Raw genomic sequence first — 20,709 nt, 5'->3', positions numbered from 1 at the left:
GGGGGGCTAGGGCAAAGGTGTAGCCTGTTGCAGGCCTTTGGCCAGCAGTGACCAGACACGGGCGATCCGAGGAGTTTGCCGCATGGCTTGATGTGCTGCGAGCCAGACTGGTAGCGGGGGGATCTCAATTCCTAGATCTAGCTCTTTTACCAGTGGATCTGCACGACCAACGTTACATTGAGAAAACCCGATGCCGCAGCCAGCCCGGACCAGCTGCCAGTAGGTTGCCTGATTATCGCAGCGTGTCGCAAAATTGCTGCGCTCCATCGACCAGCCAAGTGAGCGGGTGGTGTGCAAGATCAGCTCGTTTGAATCATAACCAACCAGATCATGCTCGCGCAATTGATCGGGTGTATTGGGGGAACCTCTGCGTGACAGGTAGCTCTGTGCGGCAAATATACCCAACGGTAGGTCGCAAACGTGGCGGGTCACAATATCGAGTTGGCTGGGCCTGTACATTCTCACCGCGATATCAGCGGCACGAAAAAGCAGGTTTTCGCTGCTGTCAGAGGGGGCCAGTTCCAGTTCGATCAGCGGTTCTTCTTTTCGGATGTGGGCCAGGATTGGCGGCAGCAGGTAATGGGAGGCAAATACACTGGCGGTAATGCGTACCGTTCCTTGCAGCTGTTGCGACTGCCCCGCAACGTTTAGCGCAATCGCATTCATCTGCGCATTCATCTGTTGCGCCATAGGCAGCAACCGGGTGCCATCAGCGGACAAGCGCAAGCCGCGGGCATGGCGTTCGAACAGCTGACTGCCGAGATCCTGCTCAAGGCTCTGAATATGGCGTCCCAAAGTGGGTTGGCTACGGTTTAACCGTCGCGCCGCACCGGAAAGCGAGCCTGTTTCCGCGACAGCAAGAAAGCTCTGGATCAACGACCAATCGGGAAGAGGAGGTGTTTGACTCATTCAATTATGAATACATGACCTGCGTATTTCGGCAATCCCCCTGCGTATATTGAATGGATAATGTGTCACCAATAGCAATTTGGAGACTGAGTTATGACCCGTAGTGTTTTGATACTTGGCGCGAGTGGCCGGTTTGGCCGGGCCTGTTCAACTGCATTTTCTGAAGCAGGCTGGCAGGTCCAGCATTTTGACCGCACCCATGGCAATCTGATGGATGCAGCATCTGGTGTGCAGGTGATCATAAACGGGTGGAACCCGGCTTATCCTGACTGGGCGAAACAGGTGCCCGAGTTGCATGCGCAGGTCATTGCAGCAGCGCGGGCGAATGGGGCAACAGTTGTTGTGCCGGGCAATGTATATGTGTTTGGCGAAGACACGCCCAGCCCCTGGTCGGAAAATACCTCGCATCGCGCGAAAAACCCATTGGGTCGCATTCGTGTTGAAATGGAGGCTGCCTATAAACGCTCTGGCGTCTCTACAATTGTGGTGCGGTCAGGTGATTTTCTTGACACTGAGGCCTCGGGCAATTGGTTTGACCTGATCCTGACCAAAGATTTGGCTAAGGGTCGTTTTACCTATCCGGGGAAAACCGATGTGCCGCATGCCTGGGCCTATTTGCCGGACTTGGCGCGCGCTGTGGTGGGTTTGGTTGAGAAACGTGACGTGCTGCCGGTTTATGCCGATATTCCCTTTTCCGGGTATACGTTGACCGGACAGCAAATGTTTGATGCGGTGAATGGCGCAGTCGCGCGACCTGTGCAACTGAAGTCCATGTCCTGGTGGCCATTGCAGCTGGCACGACCGTTTTGGCCTATGGGGCGGTGTCTGCTGGAAATGCGCTATCTATGGGATACGGCCCACCGTCTGGATGGGACCTTGCTTGAGCGCCTATTGCCTGATTTGCGGCAAACCCCACTCGATGTCGCACTTGATGCAGCTTTGCCCTCAGGGTTGGTCGAGCGCAATGTCCACCCAAACCAGGTGATGACGACTGGACGCAACCCCGGCTTGACCTGAAACAGGTGGCCAGACAACACCAGCATCAAGCACCTTCAGGTCTGCAGAGGGCAAAACATAGTCTACCCGCATCCGTCCGGCGTTCTTCCATTGCACAGTGTTGATGTCTGCTTCGGCGCTGGAGGGACGTGGGTCCTGTAGTCTTGGCTCAACGAGCAATGACCGAATGGCTTCGCGCCGCCCATCGCCGCGGTCTGGATCCAGATTAGCGCCACCTGCAATTACAAAGGGCGATCCGGGCACCGGGCCCAGGTCGCCGTCGAGCAGTAGTTGCCAAAGGCGGATTTCATCGTGGTTGCGCCGACCGTTGCGATCCTCGGGTCCGTCAAAAAGAGGAGGTCCAGCCTGAAATGTCAGCAGGTTCAACCGTTCTCCATTAGGTAGGGTCAGTGGCACTACCCAGTGGCCTGTACTGGAAAGGCGCTGTACGGCCTGAGCCTGCGCTGATGGAAATGGGGTCCCATCGGGGTATTGCGGGAGTAGGGCGCCGGGCAAATCACGCCACAGCAGCGAACTGAAGTCCTGCACCAAAGCGTCGTCTATAGGCAGGCGTGACAGTACAGCAATGCCGTCTTGGCCAGTAAATGTGCCATAACCCTGCGAATCTCGAGGTTCGCCAAACTGGTTATTGCCGTCCAGATCAAGACCGCTGGCCAGCCCCGAGTTTGGTTGTAGGGCGAGAAGATACGGATAATGCACACCATGTTTTTGCAATTGGCTTTGCAGCGCATTCAGCGCCCGACCTTCATAGTCCCAGTCTATGCCTTGCAGGGCTAGCACGTCTGGATGCGCGCCGGCGATCGTCTGCACGACTGCGCTGATATGGGGGTCGTTACCGCGCTCTATGTCCCGGAAAAGCAGACCAGGGCCGTCGCGGGACAATTCCGTGTTGAAGCTGGCAATGCGTAGGGTGTCGGCATGACTTGGCGTGGTAAGAGACAGCAGCAGAAGTGCGGCCAGCCACCTCATGCTGTTTGTATAGCCTCAGCGTTTGCATAAGCGCGGCGGCGCTTTTGTTCGATCAGCTCTGCCACCCGCAACATTGCCATTCCGCGCATCACCAAGGATGTGGGCAGGAACCCCCATGCGCCGATCATCCAGACCAGAGTTTGCGGATGACTTAGGACCGCTGGGTCGAATACTGCTGACAATGCGGATACTGCCGCAGGAATTGCAAAGGGGAGCAATACGCCGAATATCAAATTGATCCGGCCATCACGTTGCAGTCGATGTACGACATCGCCACCTGTGGTTGGATCAAACAAGGGTAAATTTACCCAGACGTTGAAGGCGCCATTGGCGACGGGCCAATTGCGGATGTGGATCGTGAAGAAGAAGACCGCAACACTGATCAGTCCGATCACATAGGCAAGGCCTGCTGCCGCCCGGACCATGCTCACCGTTTCGGCTGATGCATGTGGCGGCATAATCAGTGTGACCAGATGCACAGGTGAGTATGAGAAATCCAGCGCGTTCCCAAGTTTACTACCCATGCCGTGGATAAGGGTTGTGAGGCCTGTGGGTTCAAATGGGTGACGTGCCATCAGGCTCAGAATTCCGATGGTCACCAGTAAGGATATGAACCGCATCCGGTTTAGCGGTGGTGCTTCGCGAAATTCAATGAAGCTGGGGAAGTTGGAATAGTACTCGGCAAAGGTCAATATGCCTCCGAGTAGGGCCATTAAGGCCACGATCTCAGCAGAGTCCGTTGCGAAATTTGGCAGTAGCAATGACGGCATGGCAATTAGAAATGCCACAAGTATACCGCGCATAGCTGCGCCTGTTATGCGTGCTAACACTGTTCGTTCCCTTCAAACTGGACAGGTCGATACGTTGCCGAACCTTTGTTCCACTTTGACGCAACCCCGGTGGTCTGGGATCGCTGTGCCTCATTTGCGCCCTATTTGTGCCTTGTTTCACGATTCCCCTCAAGATCTGAGCAGCAAATACCGCCGTTGGTAGGGTTTATGGTGGGAGTAGTGGTGCGAGAATGCATCATGAAAACCTCAGTATTTAGGGGTATCTAGCTTTGCGCACTATATGTTGTGGCGACCCTGAGGAGACCCATAGGGCTTACCGGGCCGCCAGTTGAACTGACGGCCCGGTACGCTGTGTGGACTCAATTGGCTGGTTCAGTCTCTCTGGCTGCGGCTTGAGAGCCCAATGACAATTAGGCTGAACCCGTTCATCATCAATTCGATGCCCAGCATTATGCCCAGAAAAGTCAAAGAGGCGGCAGCAAAATTGGTCCAGATATAGCCAGCCAGCAGTACAGAAATTGCACCAGACAGGATCATTGGCCAAAAATATACGGTGCTGCGCATCTTCCATGCAAAGATCAATCGGACAATGCCGCTAGAGATCAAAAGGATGAGTATTAGCATGGTGAGGGAAATGGCGCCCTGCAGTGGGTTGAACAGAAAGTTGGTGCCGAGAAAACCCATCAGAAGTCCCATCAGGATGCCAAAAATCTTGCTGCCTGTCGATTCGGTGCTGGAAAAACCACCGATGACCTGGAACACACCAGACACCATCAACATCGCACCTGTCAGGGTGGTGACTGCCATGGTTGCAATGACGGTATTGCCCAAAACCAGAATGCTAAAGAACAGCGATAGAGCGCCTAGCAACATCCATTTCACCGAGTCTGACATTATATTTCTCCTGAAAATCAAAAAACTTTTAAGCGGACCCTGCATTTCTATTGGGATCAAGACCCTGGGTGGGCTGACATTACCCATAGTGGCAGGGGGAAAGCTACCGAAGGTTTTTGCATAACGGCGAAGGTGTTCTGCTTGGCGGTCGGGCAGGTTCTGTGAATGTGTTAAGGTCGGCCATTCAGCGATTCTGTTTCGCTGTGTTTTTAGGGAGTACGAGTATTGGCTTACGTTACTTTGACCCTTTGGTCTGCCGAAGAAATGTCAGACGAAATGATCGCTACTGCAAATGAAAAATACGTTCCGCTGGTTATGTCAGTTGGGGCAACAGGTGTGCAGATGGTACGCACCGGTGATTTAACCATGTGTGTGATTACACAGTATTCAGATGCTGCAACCGCTGCCGCTGCTCAGGAAAAGATTGCTGAGGTTCGAAAACAGGCTGCGGGTGAATTTACCATGACGATGGAAGGTGTTCACGCCGGGGAAGTCTTCGCGAGCAACTGATCTGTCAGAGACAATACTAAAAAAGGCCGCCCATTTCTGAGCGGCCTTTTGTGTGTCTTTGGCAAATCGCAGGTCAGACCCAAGGGCGTGACTGAGCGGCCTTTTCTTCGAAGGTGTCGATCGAAGCCGCTTTTTCCATGGTCAGGCCGATGTCATCCAGACCTTCGAGCAGGCAGTGCTTTTTGAAGGCATCCACGTCGAACTTGATCACATCGCCATCGGATGTGGTAATTTCCTGGGTTACCAGATCCACGGTCATCCGTGCGTTTGCGCCTTTTTCAGCGTCAGCCATCAGGATGTCGACCTGCTCTTGTGGCAGGACGATTGGCAGGATGCCGTTCTTGAAGCAGTTGTTGAAGAAGATGTCAGCAAATGAGGTCGAGATCACACATTTGATACCAAAATCAGCAATCGCCCAAGGCGCGTGCTCGCGTGATGAGCCACAGCCAAAGTTGTCACCGGCCACCAGAATGTCAGCGTCGCGGTACTGCGGTTTGTTCAGCACGAAATCAGCGATCTCGGTGCCATCACGGTTGAACCGCATCTCGTCGAACAGGTTCTTGCCAAAACCGGTCCGCTTGATCGATTTCAGGTGAACTTTTGGGATGATCATATCGGTGTCGATATTGACCAACGGCATAGGGGCAGCGATGCCCTGAAGTTTTTCAAACTTGTCCATTTATGGACTCCTCAGATTTACTCTCCGTGTGTTGGGAGAGAATTCGTTTGATTTCTGGAACCGTGTAAAAAGCTATTGGGTCTAGATCTTTTGGGTCTCCTGGACGGCGATATTCACCATCATCGAAAGCAAAAAAGACATTACTCATGGTTTCGGCCAACGAAATTTTTTCTCCATGTGGGGCGTCCAAGCGATCCAACATTAACCACCAAAGATCGTTGGCCACGCAATCACAGAATTCATAGTCCCATTCGCCAGTCTCAAATTTGCATGCCAAAGTTAGGCCAATAGCATTAAAAACAGAGCGCTCTTCTTCAAGATTTTTTGACTTACCAAGATCAGAAACGACGACTACTGGACGGTCGTATTTCCCGGTACGTCGCTTCGCCATCGCTGCGATGGCCGCGTCGTGCCGGGATGTGATATCGGAGAGCTCTGCCACGATTACTAGGTTAGATCGCGTACGTCGGTCAGCTTGCCGGTCAGGGCAGCAGCGGCGGCCATGGCTGGGGACACCAGGTGGGTGCGGCCCTTGTAGCCTTGGCGACCTTCGAAGTTGCGGTTCGAGGTCGAGGCGCAGCGCTCGTTCTCGGACAGCTGATCGGGGTTCATCGCCAGACACATAGAGCAACCGGCCAGACGCCATTCAAAGCCAGCCTCGACAAAGATGTCGCCCAGACCTTCTTCTTCGGCCTGTGCCCGAACAAGGCCGGAGCCCGGAACGATCATGGCGCGCATACCATCTTTGATCTTTTTGCCTTTGACCACATCAGCCACGGCGCGCAGATCTTCGATGCGGCCGTTGGTGCAAGAACCGATAAAGACAGTGTCGATTTCGATGTCAGTCAGGTTGGTGCCGGATTCGAGGCCCATGTAGTCAAGCGCACGTTTAACCGCATCAACTTTGCCGCCGGTAAAGTCCTCGGGGAAAGGAACCTTGGCGGTGATGGGCAGAACGTCCTCGGGCGAGGTGCCCCAGGTGACAACCGGCTGGATGTCTTCACCTTTCAGGGTGACGACCAGATCGAATTCCGCACCTTCGTCGGTGTAGAGCGTCTTCCACCAGTCCATCGCAGCTTCCCACTGGGCACCCTTAGGGGCGTGGGCGCGGCCGTTGACGTATTTAAACGTGGTCTCGTCCGGAGCAATCAGGCCAGCGCGGGCGCCGCCTTCGATGGCCATGTTGCAGACGGTCATGCGACCTTCCATCGACAGATCACGGATCGCTTCGCCGCAATACTCGATGACATAGCCAGTGCCGCCGGCGGTGCCGGTTTCACCGATCACTGCCAGCGTGATGTCTTTGGCGGTCACACCTGGCTGCAACTTGCCAGTGATCTCGACCTTCATGTTTTTGGACTTTTTCTGGATCAGCGTCTGGGTGGCCAGAACGTGCTCAACTTCGGACGTGCCGATGCCGTGAGCCAGCGCGCCAAATGCGCCGTGAGTCGCGGTGTGGCTGTCGCCGCAAACCACGGTCATGCCGGGCAGGGTCCAGCCCTGCTCTGGGCCGACGATGTGTACGATGCCCTGACGGATGTCGTTCATTGGGTAGTAGTGGATGCCAAATTCCTTGGCATTGGTATCCAGCGCGGCAACCTGAATGCGGCCTTCTTCGTTTTCGATGCCGTTGACGCGGTCTGGCGTGGTGGGCACGTTGTGGTCTGGCACGGCGATCGTTTTATCAGGTGCGCGTACCGTACGGTTGGTCATGCGCAGACCTTCGAACGCCTGGGCACTGGTCACTTCGTGAACCAGGTGGCGGTCGATATACAGCAGTGTGGTGCCGTCTTCTGCTTCATGCGCAACATGCGCATCCCAGATTTTGTCATAGAGCGTTTTGGGGGACATGGGGTCCTCTCCCGTTTTGTATTTTCAATAAGCTGGCTGAGGGGCGGGCAGGCGTTATAGCCGGGCCAAAACCGAGCGGGCGGCGCCAAAGAATCGCTCACGCAGGCGGGTGCGATCTTGCAGTTCGATTTTTTGCGCCAATACGGGTATCATGGCTGTCAGATACAGGCGGTGGCCTAGGCAATCAAGGGTTCGCCCGGCCCAACTGTGGTAAAGACGGGCCCAACTGCGGCAAACATGGCAAACATTGCGCGTTTTCCCGCTGTGCATGGCTGCTACCCTCTTCACTAAGCCGTGCAGATCGGGCACAGAGACGTCTTGATTCGCCTCAAATCTTACCGGCCGCGTTGAAAACTGGTCTGAGGCTTGCTATTTTTGCCATATCCCCAGCGCCGGGGGGCGGACGGCGCCCAAAAAGGAGGACGATGTCCTGTCACCCGAATCCGAAGCGGTTGAGTCCGCTGACAGTGGGGCACCCGTAATGGCTGCTCAAACTCGACCAGGTAGCGAAGAGTTGCTGGCTCGCATTCTTGCATCGCTAGATGAAGATAAAGCTGAAGACGTGGTGCAGATTGATCTGCGCGGTAAAACGGCAATTGGCGACTACATGGTCGTTGCAACAGGTCGCTCGACCCGACAGGTGTCTGCTTTGTCGCAAAAGCTGGCTGAGCGGATCAAGCAGGACTATGGCTTTACCTGCAAAACAGAAGGCCGTGACACGGGTGATTGGGTGCTGATTGATACGGGCGATGTTATCGTTCATGTCTTCCGGCCCGAAGTTCGCGAGTTCTATCAGCTTGAAAAGATGTGGCTTGGCGAAGATAGCTAATAGCTGACTTCTAATAGCTGACTTCGAAAATGGTAATGGCCCGTGCATTTGCTCGGGCCGCTGCTGGGGTATCTCCGCATGCGTGTACATCTCTGTGTTGTTGGCCGCCTGCGAGCTGGCCCCGAAAAAACCTTGATCGATGATTATCTGACCCGGTTTGACCGCAGTGGCCGTGCCCTGGGGTTGGGCCCCGCACGGGTGGTCGAGGTTGAAGACAAGAAAAACGCCGGAATGGCTGCCGAAGCGGCGCTATTGCGCAAGGCCCTGCCAAAAGGGGCGGTGATCTGTACGCTCGATGAGCGTGGCAAGGTGCTGTCCTCGCCGGATTTTGCACAGAAAATGGCCGGATGGCGTGACACTGGCCGACAGGATTTGGCGCTGATCATTGGCGGTGCCGATGGGATTGATCCTAGCCTGCGCGCCGAGGCCGATTTCTCGATATCCTTTGGCAAAATGGTTTGGCCGCATATGCTGGTGCGGGTGATGCTGGCCGAACAAATCTATCGCGCAGCGACGATCTTGGGTGGCAGCCCGTATCACCGGGTCTGAGGGCATTCGGACGCGCCTTATGGCGCGTGCCTGCGGCGCGAGTATTTTAGGCAAAAAGAAGCGCGGGCTTGTTACGGTAGGCGGACCAGATATGTTTCCGAGGCCCAGCCATCGGTTAGGCAGCGGGCTTGGATTTGGACCTGCTGAGTTCCCACAGGAATCTGTACCCCGCTCAGTGAACGGGTGAAGGGTTGCTCTTGCTCATGGGGGTGGCCGAGGACTCGCATTCCCGACTCGGTGCCATTCATATCCAGCACGCGCCAACCGTCGGCATAGTGATCCCATCCGGTGTCAGGATGGGACAGGGTAACGTGAAATTTCCAACCGCTGCTGGAGTTTTGTGTCCTGACATTTTCGACCAGGGGAGCATCTGCCATAGCTGGTATCGCGGCGGTGGCGAGTATCAGGGCGAGAATCTGTTTCATGTGACCACCCTAGCGGGGTCCTGTAAAATGCGATTTCACATTGTTGTGTCAGGCGGAATGCGCAACAGCGTTTCACGCGATTGCGATGCAAACTCGCGGCGGTAAAGCATGGCCAACGTGACCACGGTTGCGCAGATCAGGGCAAAGGCACCGGCCAGCCAGGCGACGGCCGCCAGTGCAAAGTAAGTGGATCGCATACCCCGGTTGAAACTGCGGGCGGCATTGATACAGATTTCCGCAGCTTGGGCTGCGCGCGGGTAGGCCTGGTCGCCATCCGGTTTGTTTGGAACCGCGGCCATCAGGACCGAACAATAGCCAAACAGACGGTGGGCCCAGACGTATTTCAAAAATGCATTGGCAAGGAACATTAAAACCAGAAGCAGTTTGACCTCCCAAACAAAGGCGGGGGTTTTGCCAAGGGTGAGATCGCTGACCACGCCTTCAAGCTGTTCGGTGTTACCGATCAGGGCGAGACCGCCACCGATGGCAATCATCGCAGCTGAGGCAAAGAACGTTGCCCCCTGGCGCAGACTGCCAATCAGTTGAGCGTCAAACACCCGTGGTTCGCGTGTAACCATCTGGTGCATCCAGCCGCGGCGGAAGTCCTCCATCAGGATCGAGACAGAGGGGCGCGTAGGGGCTGTGTTTTCAATACGCCATCCGATCCAGAACCACCCCCCAATCAAAAGGCATAAGGCGACCAAATCAAAGGAAGAAAATAGGCTGAGGCGTTCGGTCCAGTTCATGTGGCCAACCTAACGTGTCAATATGGTTCTTGCCAGCGGGTATAAATTGGTAATATTAGTTTACCAAAGGAGAGTCTCTATGCAAATGCCATCCCCGAATACAGCGATTCTGGCGCGTAAGGCTGAGCTGGCCGCTAAGCTGTCCACTGTTTTGCCCCTGGATGCGTTGATTCAGGATGAGGCTGAAACACGGGCGTATGAATGTGATGCTTTGACAGCATACCGGTGTCCTCCGATGTTGGTGGTTTTGCCGCGGACAACACAGGAAGTCTCGGATGTTCTGCGGGTCTGTCATCAGATGGGCGTGCCAGTGGTGCCGCGCGGGGCGGGGACATCATTGGCCGGAGGGGCATTACCGACGGCGGATTCGGTTATTCTGGGTGTGGCTCGGATGAACGAGGTGCTGGAGACGGATTACGACAACCGCGTCATCCGCGTGCAGACCGGGCGTACCAACCTGAGTGTGTCGGGAGCGGTAGAGGAAGAGGACTTTTTCTATGCGCCGGATCCGTCGTCGCAATTGGCCTGTGCGATTGCTGGCAATATCGCGATGAATTCAGGCGGGGCGCATTGTCTGAAATATGGGGTCACGACCAACAACCTGATGGGCGTGACCTTGGTGATGATGGATGGCACTGTTGTTGAAATTGGCGGCGCGCATTTGGATGCTGGCGGTTTAGACTTGCTGGGGGTGATCTGCGGCAGCGAGGGGCAGCTGGGTGTGGTGACCGAGGCGACCTTGCGGATCTTGCGCAAGCCCGAGGGTGCGCGGCCGGTGTTGATTGGCTACGACAGCAATGAGGTCGCCGGCGCCTGTGTCAGCGATATTATAAAGGCAGGCGTGTTGCCGGTAGCGATTGAGTTCATGGATCGCCCCTGCATCGAGGCTTGTGAGGCCTTTGCCAAGGCGGGATACCCAATGTGCGAAGCGCTGTTGATTGTCGAGGTCGAGGGCAGTGAGGCGGAGATTGATCATCAGTTGGGGCTGATCATCGAGATTGCCAAGTCGCATAATCCGGTGGAGCTGCGCGAGGCGCAGGATGCGGATGAGGCTGGGCGGATCTGGCTGGGCCGCAAATCAGCCTTTGGTGCGATGGGGCAGATCAACGATTACATGTGTCTGGATGGAACGATCCCGGTGACCGAGTTGCCCTATGTGCTGCGGCGGATTGGTGAATTGAGTAAGCAATATGGGCTGGGGGTGGCCAATGTGTTTCATGCCGGGGATGGTAATATGCACCCGTTGATCCTGTTTGATGCCAACAAGCCGGGGGATCTGGAGCTGTGTGAGGACATGGGTGCCGATATCCTGAAGCTTTGCGTTGAGGTTGGCGGTTGTCTGACCGGTGAGCATGGTGTCGGGGTCGAGAAGCGGGACCTGATGTTGCATCAATATTCCCCCGAGGATCTGGAAGCGCAGTTGAAGGTCAAAGATGTGTTTGATCCGCAGTGGCTGTTGAACCCGGCCAAGGTGTTTCCCTTGTCAGTGACCGAAGGGCGACGCGCTGTGGAGCTGAGCAAGTAACGGGTGCTTTGCCCCCAAACCCCCAGGATATTTAGGGCTAGATGAAGAAGATGATGTTGCAGCCGAAATCCGAGACAGAATTGGTAGAAATGATTGCTGGTGCGGGTGGCCCGCTGTGCATTCAGAGTGGGGGCACCCGTGGGTTTGCGAGTGATGGGGAGGTGTTGAGCACCCGAGGATTAAGTGGTGTCGAGCTGTATGAGCCGGGTGCTTTGACGATGGTTGCGCGGGCGGGGACACCCGTAGCCGAGATTGAGACGTTGTTGGCCGAGCAAGGCCAGCGGTTGGCGTTTGAGCCGATGGATCATCGTGGGCTGTTGGGCAGTGATGGAGAGCCGACAATCGGGGGTGTTTTTGCTGCGAATGTCTCGGGGCCTCGGCGAATCCAGTGTGGCGCGGCGCGGGATTTCCTGTTGGGGGTGCGGTTTGTTGATGGGATGGGCCAGGTGGTGAAGAACGGTGGCCGGGTGATGAAGAACGTCACCGGTTATGATCTGGTCAAGCTGATGGCTGGGGCGCATGGGACGTTGGGGGTATTGAGCGAGGTCTCGTTCAAGGTGCTGCCGATGCCTGAGGCGGCGGCGACCGTAGCTGTTGTAGGGGTTGATCTTGCGGTTGCGGTGCAAGTGATGTCGGCGGCCTTGGGTTCCCCGTTTGACGTGACGGGAGCAGCGTATGATCCGGTAGAACGGCGTGCCTATGTTCGCATCGAAGGGTTTGCTGGGTCGGTAGACTATCGGGTGGGTCGGCTGGTGGCGGATCTGGCGCGGTTTGGTGCAGTGCAGCAAGTCGATGATAGTGAAAGTCTGTGGCGCTGTATTCGCGACGTTAGTGCATTTCATGGCAACGCGGGTGATGTCTGGCGTATCTCGGTTAAGCCATCAGATGCGGTCGAGTTGGCGGAGCAGCTGCAGGCAGAGGCGCTCCAGTTTGATTGGGGCGGTGGGCTGATCTGGGTACTGGTGCCAGCGGGCACTGATTTGCGCGCTCGTATAGCAGTGCCGGGGCATGCGACGCTGATGCGGGCGGGCGCTGAGACGCGCGGCCGTTTGGGGCAGTTTCAGGCTGAGCCTGCACCATTGGCGGCGATTTCAGCTGAATTGCGGGCGAAGTTCGACCCTCGTGGGATCCTGAATACCGGGTTGATGGGATAATCAGATGCAAACGACATTTACCAAAGAGCAGCTGAGCGACCCAGCCATTGAACGCTCAAACGAGATTCTGCGGTCCTGTGTGCATTGTGGGTTCTGCACGGCGACATGCCCGACCTACCAGGTGTTGGGCGATGAGTTGGACAGCCCGCGTGGGCGGATTTATCTGATCAAGGATATGCTGGAAAACAACCGCGTACCGGATGAGAAGACGGTGAAGCATATTGATCGCTGTCTGTCTTGTCTGGCCTGTATGACCACCTGCCCATCGGGGGTGCATTACATGCATCTGGTGGATCATGCGCGCGCCTATATCGAGACGAATTACAAACGGCCATTCATGGATCGGGCCTTGCGTTGGATTTTGTCGCGAATCCTGCCTTATCCGGGACGGTTTCGAATGGCACTGTTGGGGGCCAAGATTGCGCGGCCTCTGCGCGGCCTGATGCCCGACCCAAGGCTCAAGGCGATGTTGGAGATGGCGCCGAAACATATCTCTCCGGTCAGTCGCAATGATGATCCACAAAGCTTTGCCCCGGCTGAACCACGCCGCAAGCGCGTGGCGCTGATGACGGGCTGTGCGCAGAAGGCGCTGAATACGGATATCAACGATTCCACCATTCGGCTGCTGACTCGGTTGGGTTGCGAGGTTGTGGTGGCCGAGGGCGCGGGGTGTTGCGGTGCGCTGACCCACCACATGGGGCGCGAGGATGAGAGCCACGCCTCAGCGGCGAAGAACATTCGGGCCTGGGTGGCTGAGATGGACGGTGACGGGTTGGATGCCATTGTCATCAACACCAGCGGATGCGGTACCACGGTCAAGGATTACGGTCATATGTTCCGCAATGATGCGCTGGCGGCGGATGCGGCGCGGGTGTCCGAGCGGGCGATGGATATATCTGAGCTGTTGATGCAGTTGGACCTGCCCGTGGGTGCAGACAAGGGGCTAACCGTCGCCTATCACGCAGCCTGTTCCTTGCAGCATGGCCAGCAGATAAAGACCCATCCCAAGACCCTGCTGAAACGGGTAGGGTTCAAAGTGGTGGAGCCGGCGGACAGTCACCTGTGCTGTGGATCAGCCGGGACCTATAACCTGATGCAACCTGAGATTTCAGGGCAGTTGAAGGCGCGTAAGGTTAAAACACTGGAAGCCAAGTCGCCGGATCTGATTGCGGCGGGGAACATTGGTTGCATGATGCAGATTGGCTCGGGGACTGAACTGCCGATCTTGCATACAGTTGAATTGCTGGACTGGGCCACAGGCGGGCCGCAACCGCCTGCGCTAGCAGCGCCGGGCAAACTCCCGTCGGATGTGCCTGTGTTGCGCTGATCACGTCTCAATAAATTTCCTGCCGGGGGCTGCACTGGTTTGCAGTTTGCCGTAATTTCGCCCTGTGGCGCCTTTACCTTGCGATTCACAGGCACGTTGGAGGCAGATCTTGCGATATTGGATAGTGGTATGTGTGATGGTCCTGATGCCATGGGCTGCGATCGCGCAAGACAGTGGTCTGTTGCGGATGGATACCCTTGATGCTGGGCGCGAATGGCAAGCTGTTGGGCGGTTGGATGTCAATGGTGATGGGTTTTGCACCGGGGCGCTGATTGCACCTGATTTGGTGTTAACGGCGGCGCATTGTCTGTTTGATAGTGAAACCAAAAACCCGATACGTCCTGATACCATCGAGTTTCTGGCGGGCTGGCGCAATGGCAGGGCCTCGGCCTATCGTACAGTACGCCGGGCCGTGGTGCATCCAGAATACATCTACGACGGTCAGGTTTCGACGGACCGTGTGCGCAACGATATCGCTTTGTTGCAATTGCAACGGCCAATTCGCAACACAACAGTCACGCCGTTTGAAACCGATGTGCGACCGCGCAAAGGGGCTCGTATTGGGATCGTTTCATATGCGCATGACCGATCCGAGGCGCCGTCCTTGCAGGAAGTTTGCTCGGTGATGTCAAGACAGCAGGGCGTGCTGGTGATGTCCTGTGATGTAGATTTTGGCTCCTCCGGGGCACCCGTGTTTGCCTTTGATGGAGGCAACCCGCGCATTGTGTCAGTGGTTTCTGCCAAGGCTGAGGTCGATGGTGAACAGGTGTCTTTGGGCTCTGCGCTGGCGGAGGAATTGGAATTGCTGCAGGCTCAAATGACCGGGGTCGCCACAGCAGGTCGCCTGCCACCTGGCGTTGGCCGGGTTAAGGTGGGTGATGTGCGCAACGACACAGGCGCTAAGTTCATCAAAAACTAAGCGGCATGTGATTGGAAGCAATCCTTTCGCGGTGCGTCTTGAAACCAGAAACTATGTGCATACCTCTTTCCCATCGGATCGCCGCTGATGGGGTCCGGTGATAAATTGCCTGTCCCTTGTATGGGAGGGCTCAACACCTATCGCTCTGAAAGAGGATGATATTTATGCGTAGTTTTGATTTTGCACCGCTGCACCGGGCTTCTATTGGCTTTGACCAGATCGCAGATCTGATGGATCGGGCCCTGACCTCGGATGTGGCGCAACCCAGTTACCCCCCTTACAACATCGAGAAAACAGCAGCTGACAGCTATCGTATTTCAATCGCCGTGGCGGGATTTTCTGAGGCAGACCTGAACGTGGAAGTGAAGGAAAACGGGTTGATTGTAACTGCCAAGAAAGCGCCGGACGAAAGTGAACGCAGTTATCTGCATCGCGGAATTGCCACTCGTGCCTTTGAACGCCGCTTTACTTTGGCCGACCATGTGCGGGTGAGTGGCGCCAGCCACGCGGATGGGATGTTGCATATCGATTTGCAGCGTGAAGTGCCTGAAGCCCTGAAGCCGCGTCGGATTGAAATTTCCACAAAGAGCTCTAATTCCAAGATGGTAGAGGCAAAGCCAGTCAACTGATCGATCTTCTGCCAGAGATCGTGTTAGACCGGGGCAACGTCTTTCCCTAGTTATTCCGGTCTGGACCCCCTTGGTTGCCCACCAAGGGGGTTTTGCGTTGTTATAGGAAAGTTTGTGCCGGTTATTGGCTCAGAGTATCGGCCAGGCGCATCAGTTGCACTGCTTGGGCACGATAGCCAAACGCATCCTCACCCTTGGCTGCATTGGCCAGATCAATTGCTTGGGTGTAGGACCAGTTGCCAAGGTAGGGGCTGTTTTGTAGCAGCTGGCCAAAGCCCGCGATAGCTGCAGCAAACTGCATGTCAGATGTTGCATCACCGCCCGGCAGGATCGGAGTTTCGATCAGCGCGCTGGTCTCTTCCCCGGGTCGTTTATACCGCAGCCGCAGGAAACCGTATTCTTCGCTGACAGAGGTCACTTCCGCGGCTTGATAGCGCAAGGGGTCACTCAACCGGGCAGGGCTGCCAACCGGTGTGACCTCATAAAGAGCGGTCACCGCGTGGCCAGCGCCGATTTCGCCGGCGTCAACGCGATCGTTGTTGAAATCCTCGCGGTTCAGAGCCCGTGTTTCGTAGCCAATCAACCGGTACTCAGCGATTTGTGCCGGGTTGAATTCGACCTGAATTTTCACATCGTTGGCAATCGGAAACAATGCGCCGCCGAGTTGGTCAACGAGCGTCTTCTGCGCCTCTGACAGGGTGTCGATATAGGCCGCCTGGCCATTGCCGTTCTGCGCCAGCGCCTGCATCGTTGCATCGTCAAGGTTGCCGCGGCCAAAACCCAGAACCGAGAGATATGTCCCTGTCTGGCGTTTTCTGGCGATGAAATCCTCCAGTTCGTCTGGGTCATCGATGCCGACGTTGAAATCGCCATCAGTGGCCAGAATGATCCGGCTGACATCGCCTTCTTCTGTCATGGCCTCGGCTGTTGCATAAGCCTGTTGCAGCCCGGCCTGACCGGCAGTAGAGCCGCCTGCATCCAGCTTATCGAGGGCAGCCATGATGGTGGCCCGATCACTTGCCGGGGTTGGGTCCAGCACCTGTCCCGCAGACCCGGCATAGGTAACGATAGCGACCTTATCTTCGGGGCGGAGTTGAGCCAGCATTAGTTGAAAACTTTGTTTCAGAAGTGGTAGTTTATTGCGTTCATCCATACTGCCGGATGTGTCGATCAGAAAAACCAAGTTCAGAGGAGGGCGCGCGTCAAGCGCGGGTTTCTGGCCCTGTAGCGCGATGTGAACCAATTGTGTTTCTGAGTTCCAAGGGGTGTCGATCACGGTCGCGCGGGACGAAAACGGCAGTTCATCCAGAGGCGCGGTGTAGTCATAAGGGAAATAGTTCACCATTTCCTCGATCCGGACTTGCTCTGGATTGGGGAGCTGACCGGCATTCAGACTAGAGCGCAGGATCGCATAAGAAGCCGTGTCAACGTCGATTGAAAACGTCGAGACAGACTCTTCTGTGGTTATCTTCAACGCGTTTGGCTCGGCTTCGGGGTAGGCTTCGGTGTCCACCTCGGGGAGTGCGAATTGGTCGCGATTGTCATACCCGGGAGGAGGGGGGGCGAGCATGCGTTTGGTCGCGGATGGTGGTGCAAGAACACCTGCCATTGGCTCCAGGGCTGCGGGCCTTGTTGCTGCTATGTCAGCCATGGGGCTTGCCGCAATTTCAGCAAGGGGCTCAACCAGCTGACCACTTAGTGCATCGGTTTCTTCAGCCTCCTGCTGAGCCGCTTGGGCGATTTGATCGTCGACTGCTAAACGGCTGCGCGTTTCGGCTTCGGTCAGCGTCACAGGCGTTGGGCCTTGCTGCAGAGTGGGAAGGTAAACAAAAAGGCCAATCGCCACTATTGCGGTTGTTGCAGTAAGGGCATGGCGGGTGGAAATGGAATTCAGCATAGAAATTACTCCTCGGAACAAGCCCTGTTTTGGGCGATCAGAGGTGAAACGGGGCTGCCTGGCCGTTTCTTGGCGCGTGGCGAAGTTTTTTTCTGCTAAGGCGATGTTTTCCGCTTTACGCGCAACATTTGGGGCCGGGGTAGCGGCCTGCATCGCGGCTTTCAGATCATCAAAATCGTCAAAGGGGTCGCTCATGATGCGTCCTCCTGTTGTTTTAAGGCGCGCAGGTGTTTTTTGGCCTCAGATACCCGCCAACTGATGGTGCCGGGCGAAACGCCAAGGATTTCTGACGCATCGGCGTGGGTCACGTCGTCCAGTATCAGTGCCAGTGTATCACGCAGGTCGTCAGGTAGGGCGCGCATGGCACGGGTGAGCCAGTCAAGTTGATCATTGGTCTCGGCGATGGCGGCCTGACGATCTACCTCCCAATCCCCCCAACCGCTGGCGGCCTTGGTCCGGGTGACAGCACGGCGTCGGCGATCATGGGCTGCATTGACCACGACGCGATACAGCCAAGTGGTGAAGCGGGCGCTGGGCTGGTAGTTCGTCATTTTATCAGGCAGAGCGGCGCAGATGTCCTGTGTCAGATCCTCGGCTTCGGCGCGCTGGCCCGTCAGGCGAAAGGCCAGCGCAAAGACACGATCATAGTGACGACCGAGCAGGGCCGAAAAAGCCTCTGAATCGCCATGGGCCGCTGCCACCGCCAAGTGCTGATCATCTACCGCCATACGCATTACATATCCTGTAACGTATCCAGATAGCGAGTTCTTGGTCTGTATGGAAAATAAAAAGAGGTGCCCGGGGGAATGGGCACCTCGAATTGACTAAAATGTATTGGGGTTAATAGGTTGGATTATTGCCAATAATGCATTGGGTTTAATGCGTGGGCTTGGTGACATTTCCGATCGAGAAGAACATTGTCTCGCCCGAGTGGTCGTCTACACCGTCGTTGTCGGTCGAGATAAAGGCTTCGCCGTCGGCCAAGATGGCCATGCCTTCGACCTTGTCCAAAACGTAACCGCCGGTTGATGTCAGGTCTGGCAGCAGGTCGCGGACCAGTTCCTTGGACACAACGGGCAGTTCGCCACCCAATGGTGCGGGGACCATTTCGGTCAATGGGATGCGGTACACCTTCTTTGTGACTGCGCGGTAATCGTGCTGGTTGTCACGTTCGATTACATAGGCATAGTCACCGTGGGCAACGATCTCGCTCATGCCAACCCAACCATATGCTGGCTCGGCTTTCTGATAATGAACTGCGCCCCACTCTTTGGTTTCCAGATTGTAGGAAACCAGTTTGATGTGGTTCTTGGGATCGTCTTTCCATTCACGTTGAACAACCATCCACAGGGTATCGCCAATCTTGGTGATGCCTTCAAAGCCAAAGCGCTTTTCCACGGCCATCAGCTCGGCAGGCAGACCGATCTCACCTTTTTTGGCTTTGATCGAGCCGTCGGGCTGAACGTGGTAAATCGCGTGTGGGATCACCCGGTCAGTCCGGCCTTCGGAGGAAACGTAGAAGCCACCTTTGCCGTCCAGAGTGATGCCTTCCAGATCCAGTTTCTGCGCTGGCTGCCCGTCGCGGGTGATGCGGATCACATCGGTGATACGGGCGGGTGTCTGGGAGGCGTCGATCTTGAAGATCGAAGGTTGGAAGCCGTAGAAACTGTCGTTCACAGCCCAGATGGTGCCGTCTTCATCAGCGACCATACCGGAAATCGCACCCCAGCCAATCAGCTCGTCTGTTCCTTCAGACGTCAGGTGTGGGTATGCCGCCGGGGTGTCCTGTAACTCGTACATCATGACGTGGGCCCGGGCCCCTTTGTCTTCGATCAGGTCTTTTTCATTGGCCGAGATGAGCAGGTTGCGCGACGGGATAGTCACATATCCTTCGGGACCAACACCCGATGGCAGAAGCTGGGTCAGCACCGGAGCCGCCGGATTGGTGACGTCATAGACACCCACAATCGAGGCGCGCTCAGCTCCAACAAACACATAAGGCGTGTCACCGAATTGGCCAAAGGTCACTGATTCAGGTTCGACCCCTTTGCTGTCGGAGCGTTTGTCAGGGTAATGGCCAATCTGCACGATGGCATGTTCAAAACTGGTGCCGCTGTCATAAACTACGGTGCCGTCTTTGCTGAAGATGGTCCAACCGCGCGATCCGCCTTCGTAGTCGCCTTCGTTGGCGGTGGCGAAATGGGTGTTGTCGATCCAGGTTACGGCATCGGGTTCACGCTTGCGACCCTGCTGGCTTTCGGTGAACACCAGCTTGCCGCGTTCATCCGTGGCGTCGATGCCGTCCAGATCCACCGCACCTGCCGAGAAGTGGCTGACGATGGACCCATCACGCGCAACAACAACCATGTGGTTGTTTTCCTGTAGGGTGACAACGGTTTCACCCAGAGCGTTGATCGAGACATATTCGGGTTCTGGGTCAGAAGGCGCAACCTCTGCCAGACCGGTCAGGTCGACCATTTTCATGGCGGCACAGTCCAGCGCGCCGTCGTTCAGGCCAACCATGACCAGATTGCCGGCAGGCATTTGCGGCATCAGGCCGCCGTTCAGGTCTTCGTCACGCTCGTTTTCAATTGCGATGGACACAAAAGAGGCATCCGGAGCGATGGCGATGCTGTCAGGCTGACCACCCAGATCACAGCGGGCAAGCTCGGTCTTGGTTGCCAGATCGATGGCGGCCAGATGACCAGCTGGTGCGGTGTAGCTTTGCGAAGTGTTCACACCGACAAAAGCTGTGTTGCCGATGATGCCAACGGATGTCGGCTCACCGCCCAGATCGATGTTGCCCAGCGGCTGCGGGTTGGCGGGGTCGGCAATGTCGACCAGCCCCAACGCGCCGAGCGGGCTGTCGGTATAGGCCAACGTCATACCATCGGCTGTTGCGGCGATGATCTCAGGTGAGGTTTCGCGCTTGGTGTCTTCGCCTTCGGCCATGTTTTTGACCACAGGGAAAGACGCAATACGGTTGAAATTCATCTCCGCCGAAGCCTGAACTGCGCTCAGGGCTAGGACGGATGTCAGGCAGATAAATCGTGCAGACATCAGGGGGCTCCCAGTTAAATTCATGGGCG

22 protein-coding genes are annotated in these 20,709 nt (G+C 56.1%); 9 read left to right on the top strand and 13 right to left on the bottom strand.

All coding sequences use genetic code 11. The annotated features are described in order from the left end of the window. Positions 1 to 6: 6 nt before the first annotated feature. Complete coding sequence (locus GO984_RS06220) at positions 7 to 909, bottom strand: LysR family transcriptional regulator (protein WP_157021673.1); 903 nt, start codon at positions 907 to 909, stop codon at positions 7 to 9. A gap of 93 nt (positions 910 to 1,002) precedes the next feature. Here GO984_RS06220 and GO984_RS06215 point away from each other — a divergent pair, with 93 nt between their 5' ends. Further along, entirely contained in the window at positions 1,003 to 1,926 is a 924-nt protein-coding gene (locus GO984_RS06215; RefSeq protein ID WP_157021672.1) for a sugar nucleotide-binding protein, read from the top strand. Here the strand turns inward: GO984_RS06215 and GO984_RS06210 are convergent. From GO984_RS06210 to GO984_RS06200, 3 genes are all read right to left on the bottom strand, one after another. Beyond that, positions 1,855 to 2,895: an endonuclease/exonuclease/phosphatase family protein gene (locus GO984_RS06210; RefSeq protein WP_157021671.1), complete on the bottom strand. Its 1,041-nt coding sequence runs from the start codon at positions 2,893 to 2,895 to the stop codon at positions 1,855 to 1,857. The genes GO984_RS06215 and GO984_RS06210 overlap by 72 nt on opposite strands. Continuing rightward, a complete protein-coding gene (locus GO984_RS06205) occupies positions 2,892 to 3,725 on the bottom strand; it encodes a hypothetical protein (RefSeq protein ID WP_167740241.1) in 834 nt (277 codons plus the stop codon). The genes GO984_RS06210 and GO984_RS06205 overlap by 4 nt, the downstream gene beginning before the upstream one ends. Before the next feature lie 333 nt (positions 3,726 to 4,058). After that, positions 4,059 to 4,580 (bottom strand): HdeD family acid-resistance protein, encoded by a 522-nt coding sequence (locus tag GO984_RS06200; protein WP_138161122.1) that lies wholly within the window; start codon positions 4,578 to 4,580, stop codon positions 4,059 to 4,061. Between the two features lie 225 nt (positions 4,581 to 4,805). Between GO984_RS06200 and GO984_RS06195 the strand changes: the two genes are divergently transcribed. Next, positions 4,806 to 5,090 (top strand): hypothetical protein, encoded by a 285-nt coding sequence (locus tag GO984_RS06195; RefSeq protein ID WP_157021669.1) that lies wholly within the window; start codon positions 4,806 to 4,808, stop codon positions 5,088 to 5,090. A 73-nt stretch (positions 5,091 to 5,163) separates the two neighbouring features. Here GO984_RS06195 and leuD read toward each other — a convergent pair whose 3' ends face one another. From leuD to GO984_RS06175, 4 genes are read right to left on the bottom strand one after another with little or no spacing between them, the layout of a single operon-like run. Continuing rightward, a complete protein-coding gene (gene leuD, locus GO984_RS06190; protein WP_157021668.1) occupies positions 5,164 to 5,769 on the bottom strand; it encodes a 3-isopropylmalate dehydratase small subunit in 606 nt (201 codons plus the stop codon). Next, complete coding sequence (locus tag GO984_RS06185; RefSeq protein WP_157021667.1) at positions 5,756 to 6,211, bottom strand: hypothetical protein; 456 nt, start codon at positions 6,209 to 6,211, stop codon at positions 5,756 to 5,758. Before GO984_RS06185 ends, leuD begins: the two co-directional genes overlap by 14 nt. A gap of 5 nt (positions 6,212 to 6,216) precedes the next feature. Next, a complete protein-coding gene (leuC, locus tag GO984_RS06180; RefSeq protein ID WP_157021666.1) occupies positions 6,217 to 7,620 on the bottom strand; it encodes a 3-isopropylmalate dehydratase large subunit in 1,404 nt (467 codons plus the stop codon). 54 nt (positions 7,621 to 7,674) lie between these two features. After that, the gene (locus tag GO984_RS06175; RefSeq protein ID WP_245231012.1) at positions 7,675 to 7,773 is read right to left on the bottom strand and encodes an isopropylmalate isomerase; all 99 of its coding nucleotides are present in this window, start codon (positions 7,771 to 7,773) and stop codon (positions 7,675 to 7,677) included. A 328-nt stretch (positions 7,774 to 8,101) separates the two neighbouring features. Between GO984_RS06175 and rsfS the strand changes: the two genes are divergently transcribed. Together rsfS and rlmH are read left to right on the top strand one after the other, a co-directional pair. Beyond that, positions 8,102 to 8,449, top strand: coding sequence for a ribosome silencing factor (gene rsfS / locus GO984_RS06170; protein ID WP_138161126.1), 348 nt, complete (start codon positions 8,102 to 8,104; stop codon positions 8,447 to 8,449). Between the two features lie 78 nt (positions 8,450 to 8,527). Beyond that, a complete protein-coding gene (gene rlmH, locus GO984_RS06165; RefSeq protein ID WP_157021665.1) occupies positions 8,528 to 8,998 on the top strand; it encodes a 23S rRNA (pseudouridine(1915)-N(3))-methyltransferase RlmH in 471 nt (156 codons plus the stop codon). Between the two features lie 71 nt (positions 8,999 to 9,069). Here rlmH and GO984_RS06160 read toward each other — a convergent pair whose 3' ends face one another. Together GO984_RS06160 and GO984_RS06155 are read right to left on the bottom strand one after the other, a co-directional pair. Then, positions 9,070 to 9,423, bottom strand: coding sequence for a hypothetical protein (locus GO984_RS06160; protein ID WP_157021664.1), 354 nt, complete (start codon positions 9,421 to 9,423; stop codon positions 9,070 to 9,072). 35 nt (positions 9,424 to 9,458) lie between these two features. Then, a complete protein-coding gene (locus tag GO984_RS06155; RefSeq protein ID WP_138161129.1) occupies positions 9,459 to 10,169 on the bottom strand; it encodes a DUF599 domain-containing protein in 711 nt (236 codons plus the stop codon). Between the two features lie 79 nt (positions 10,170 to 10,248). On the opposite strand from GO984_RS06155, the gene GO984_RS06150 reads away from it, so the two are divergent. The 5 genes from GO984_RS06150 (at position 10,249) to GO984_RS06130 (ending at position 15,723) form a co-directional block, all read left to right on the top strand. Beyond that, positions 10,249 to 11,694, top strand: a complete 1,446-nt coding sequence (locus GO984_RS06150) for an FAD-linked oxidase C-terminal domain-containing protein (RefSeq protein ID WP_157021663.1) — start codon at positions 10,249 to 10,251, stop codon at positions 11,692 to 11,694. A 41-nt stretch (positions 11,695 to 11,735) separates the two neighbouring features. Further along, positions 11,736 to 12,848, top strand: coding sequence for an FAD-binding protein (locus tag GO984_RS06145; RefSeq protein ID WP_157021662.1), 1,113 nt, complete (start codon positions 11,736 to 11,738; stop codon positions 12,846 to 12,848). 4 nt (positions 12,849 to 12,852) lie between these two features. Further along, positions 12,853 to 14,175, top strand: a complete 1,323-nt coding sequence (glcF, locus tag GO984_RS06140; protein WP_157021661.1) for a glycolate oxidase subunit GlcF — start codon at positions 12,853 to 12,855, stop codon at positions 14,173 to 14,175. 136 nt (positions 14,176 to 14,311) lie between these two features. Next, on the top strand, positions 14,312 to 15,094 hold the full coding sequence (locus tag GO984_RS06135) for a trypsin-like serine peptidase (RefSeq protein ID WP_157021864.1): 783 nt from the start codon (positions 14,312 to 14,314) through the stop codon (positions 15,092 to 15,094). 164 nt (positions 15,095 to 15,258) lie between these two features. Continuing rightward, positions 15,259 to 15,723, top strand: coding sequence for an Hsp20 family protein (locus GO984_RS06130; protein ID WP_157021660.1), 465 nt, complete (start codon positions 15,259 to 15,261; stop codon positions 15,721 to 15,723). A gap of 121 nt (positions 15,724 to 15,844) precedes the next feature. On the opposite strand, the gene GO984_RS06125 is transcribed toward GO984_RS06130, so the two are convergent. From GO984_RS06125 to GO984_RS06115, 3 genes are all read right to left on the bottom strand, one after another. After that, positions 15,845 to 17,815 (bottom strand): vWA domain-containing protein, encoded by a 1,971-nt coding sequence (locus tag GO984_RS06125; RefSeq protein ID WP_157021659.1) that lies wholly within the window; start codon positions 17,813 to 17,815, stop codon positions 15,845 to 15,847. Further along, positions 17,812 to 18,348, bottom strand: coding sequence for an RNA polymerase sigma factor (locus GO984_RS06120; RefSeq protein WP_157021863.1), 537 nt, complete (start codon positions 18,346 to 18,348; stop codon positions 17,812 to 17,814). The genes GO984_RS06125 and GO984_RS06120 overlap by 4 nt, the downstream gene beginning before the upstream one ends. A 148-nt stretch (positions 18,349 to 18,496) precedes the next feature. Further along, entirely contained in the window at positions 18,497 to 20,680 is a 2,184-nt protein-coding gene (locus tag GO984_RS06115; protein WP_157021658.1) for an esterase-like activity of phytase family protein, read from the bottom strand. Positions 20,681 to 20,709 lie beyond the last annotated feature (29 nt).

This window comes from Parasedimentitalea huanghaiensis (genome assembly GCF_009753675.1).
Classification (GTDB): Bacteria; Pseudomonadota; Alphaproteobacteria; order Rhodobacterales; family Rhodobacteraceae; genus Parasedimentitalea; species Parasedimentitalea huanghaiensis.
This window is presented reverse-complemented; position numbering and strand designations above follow the sequence as displayed.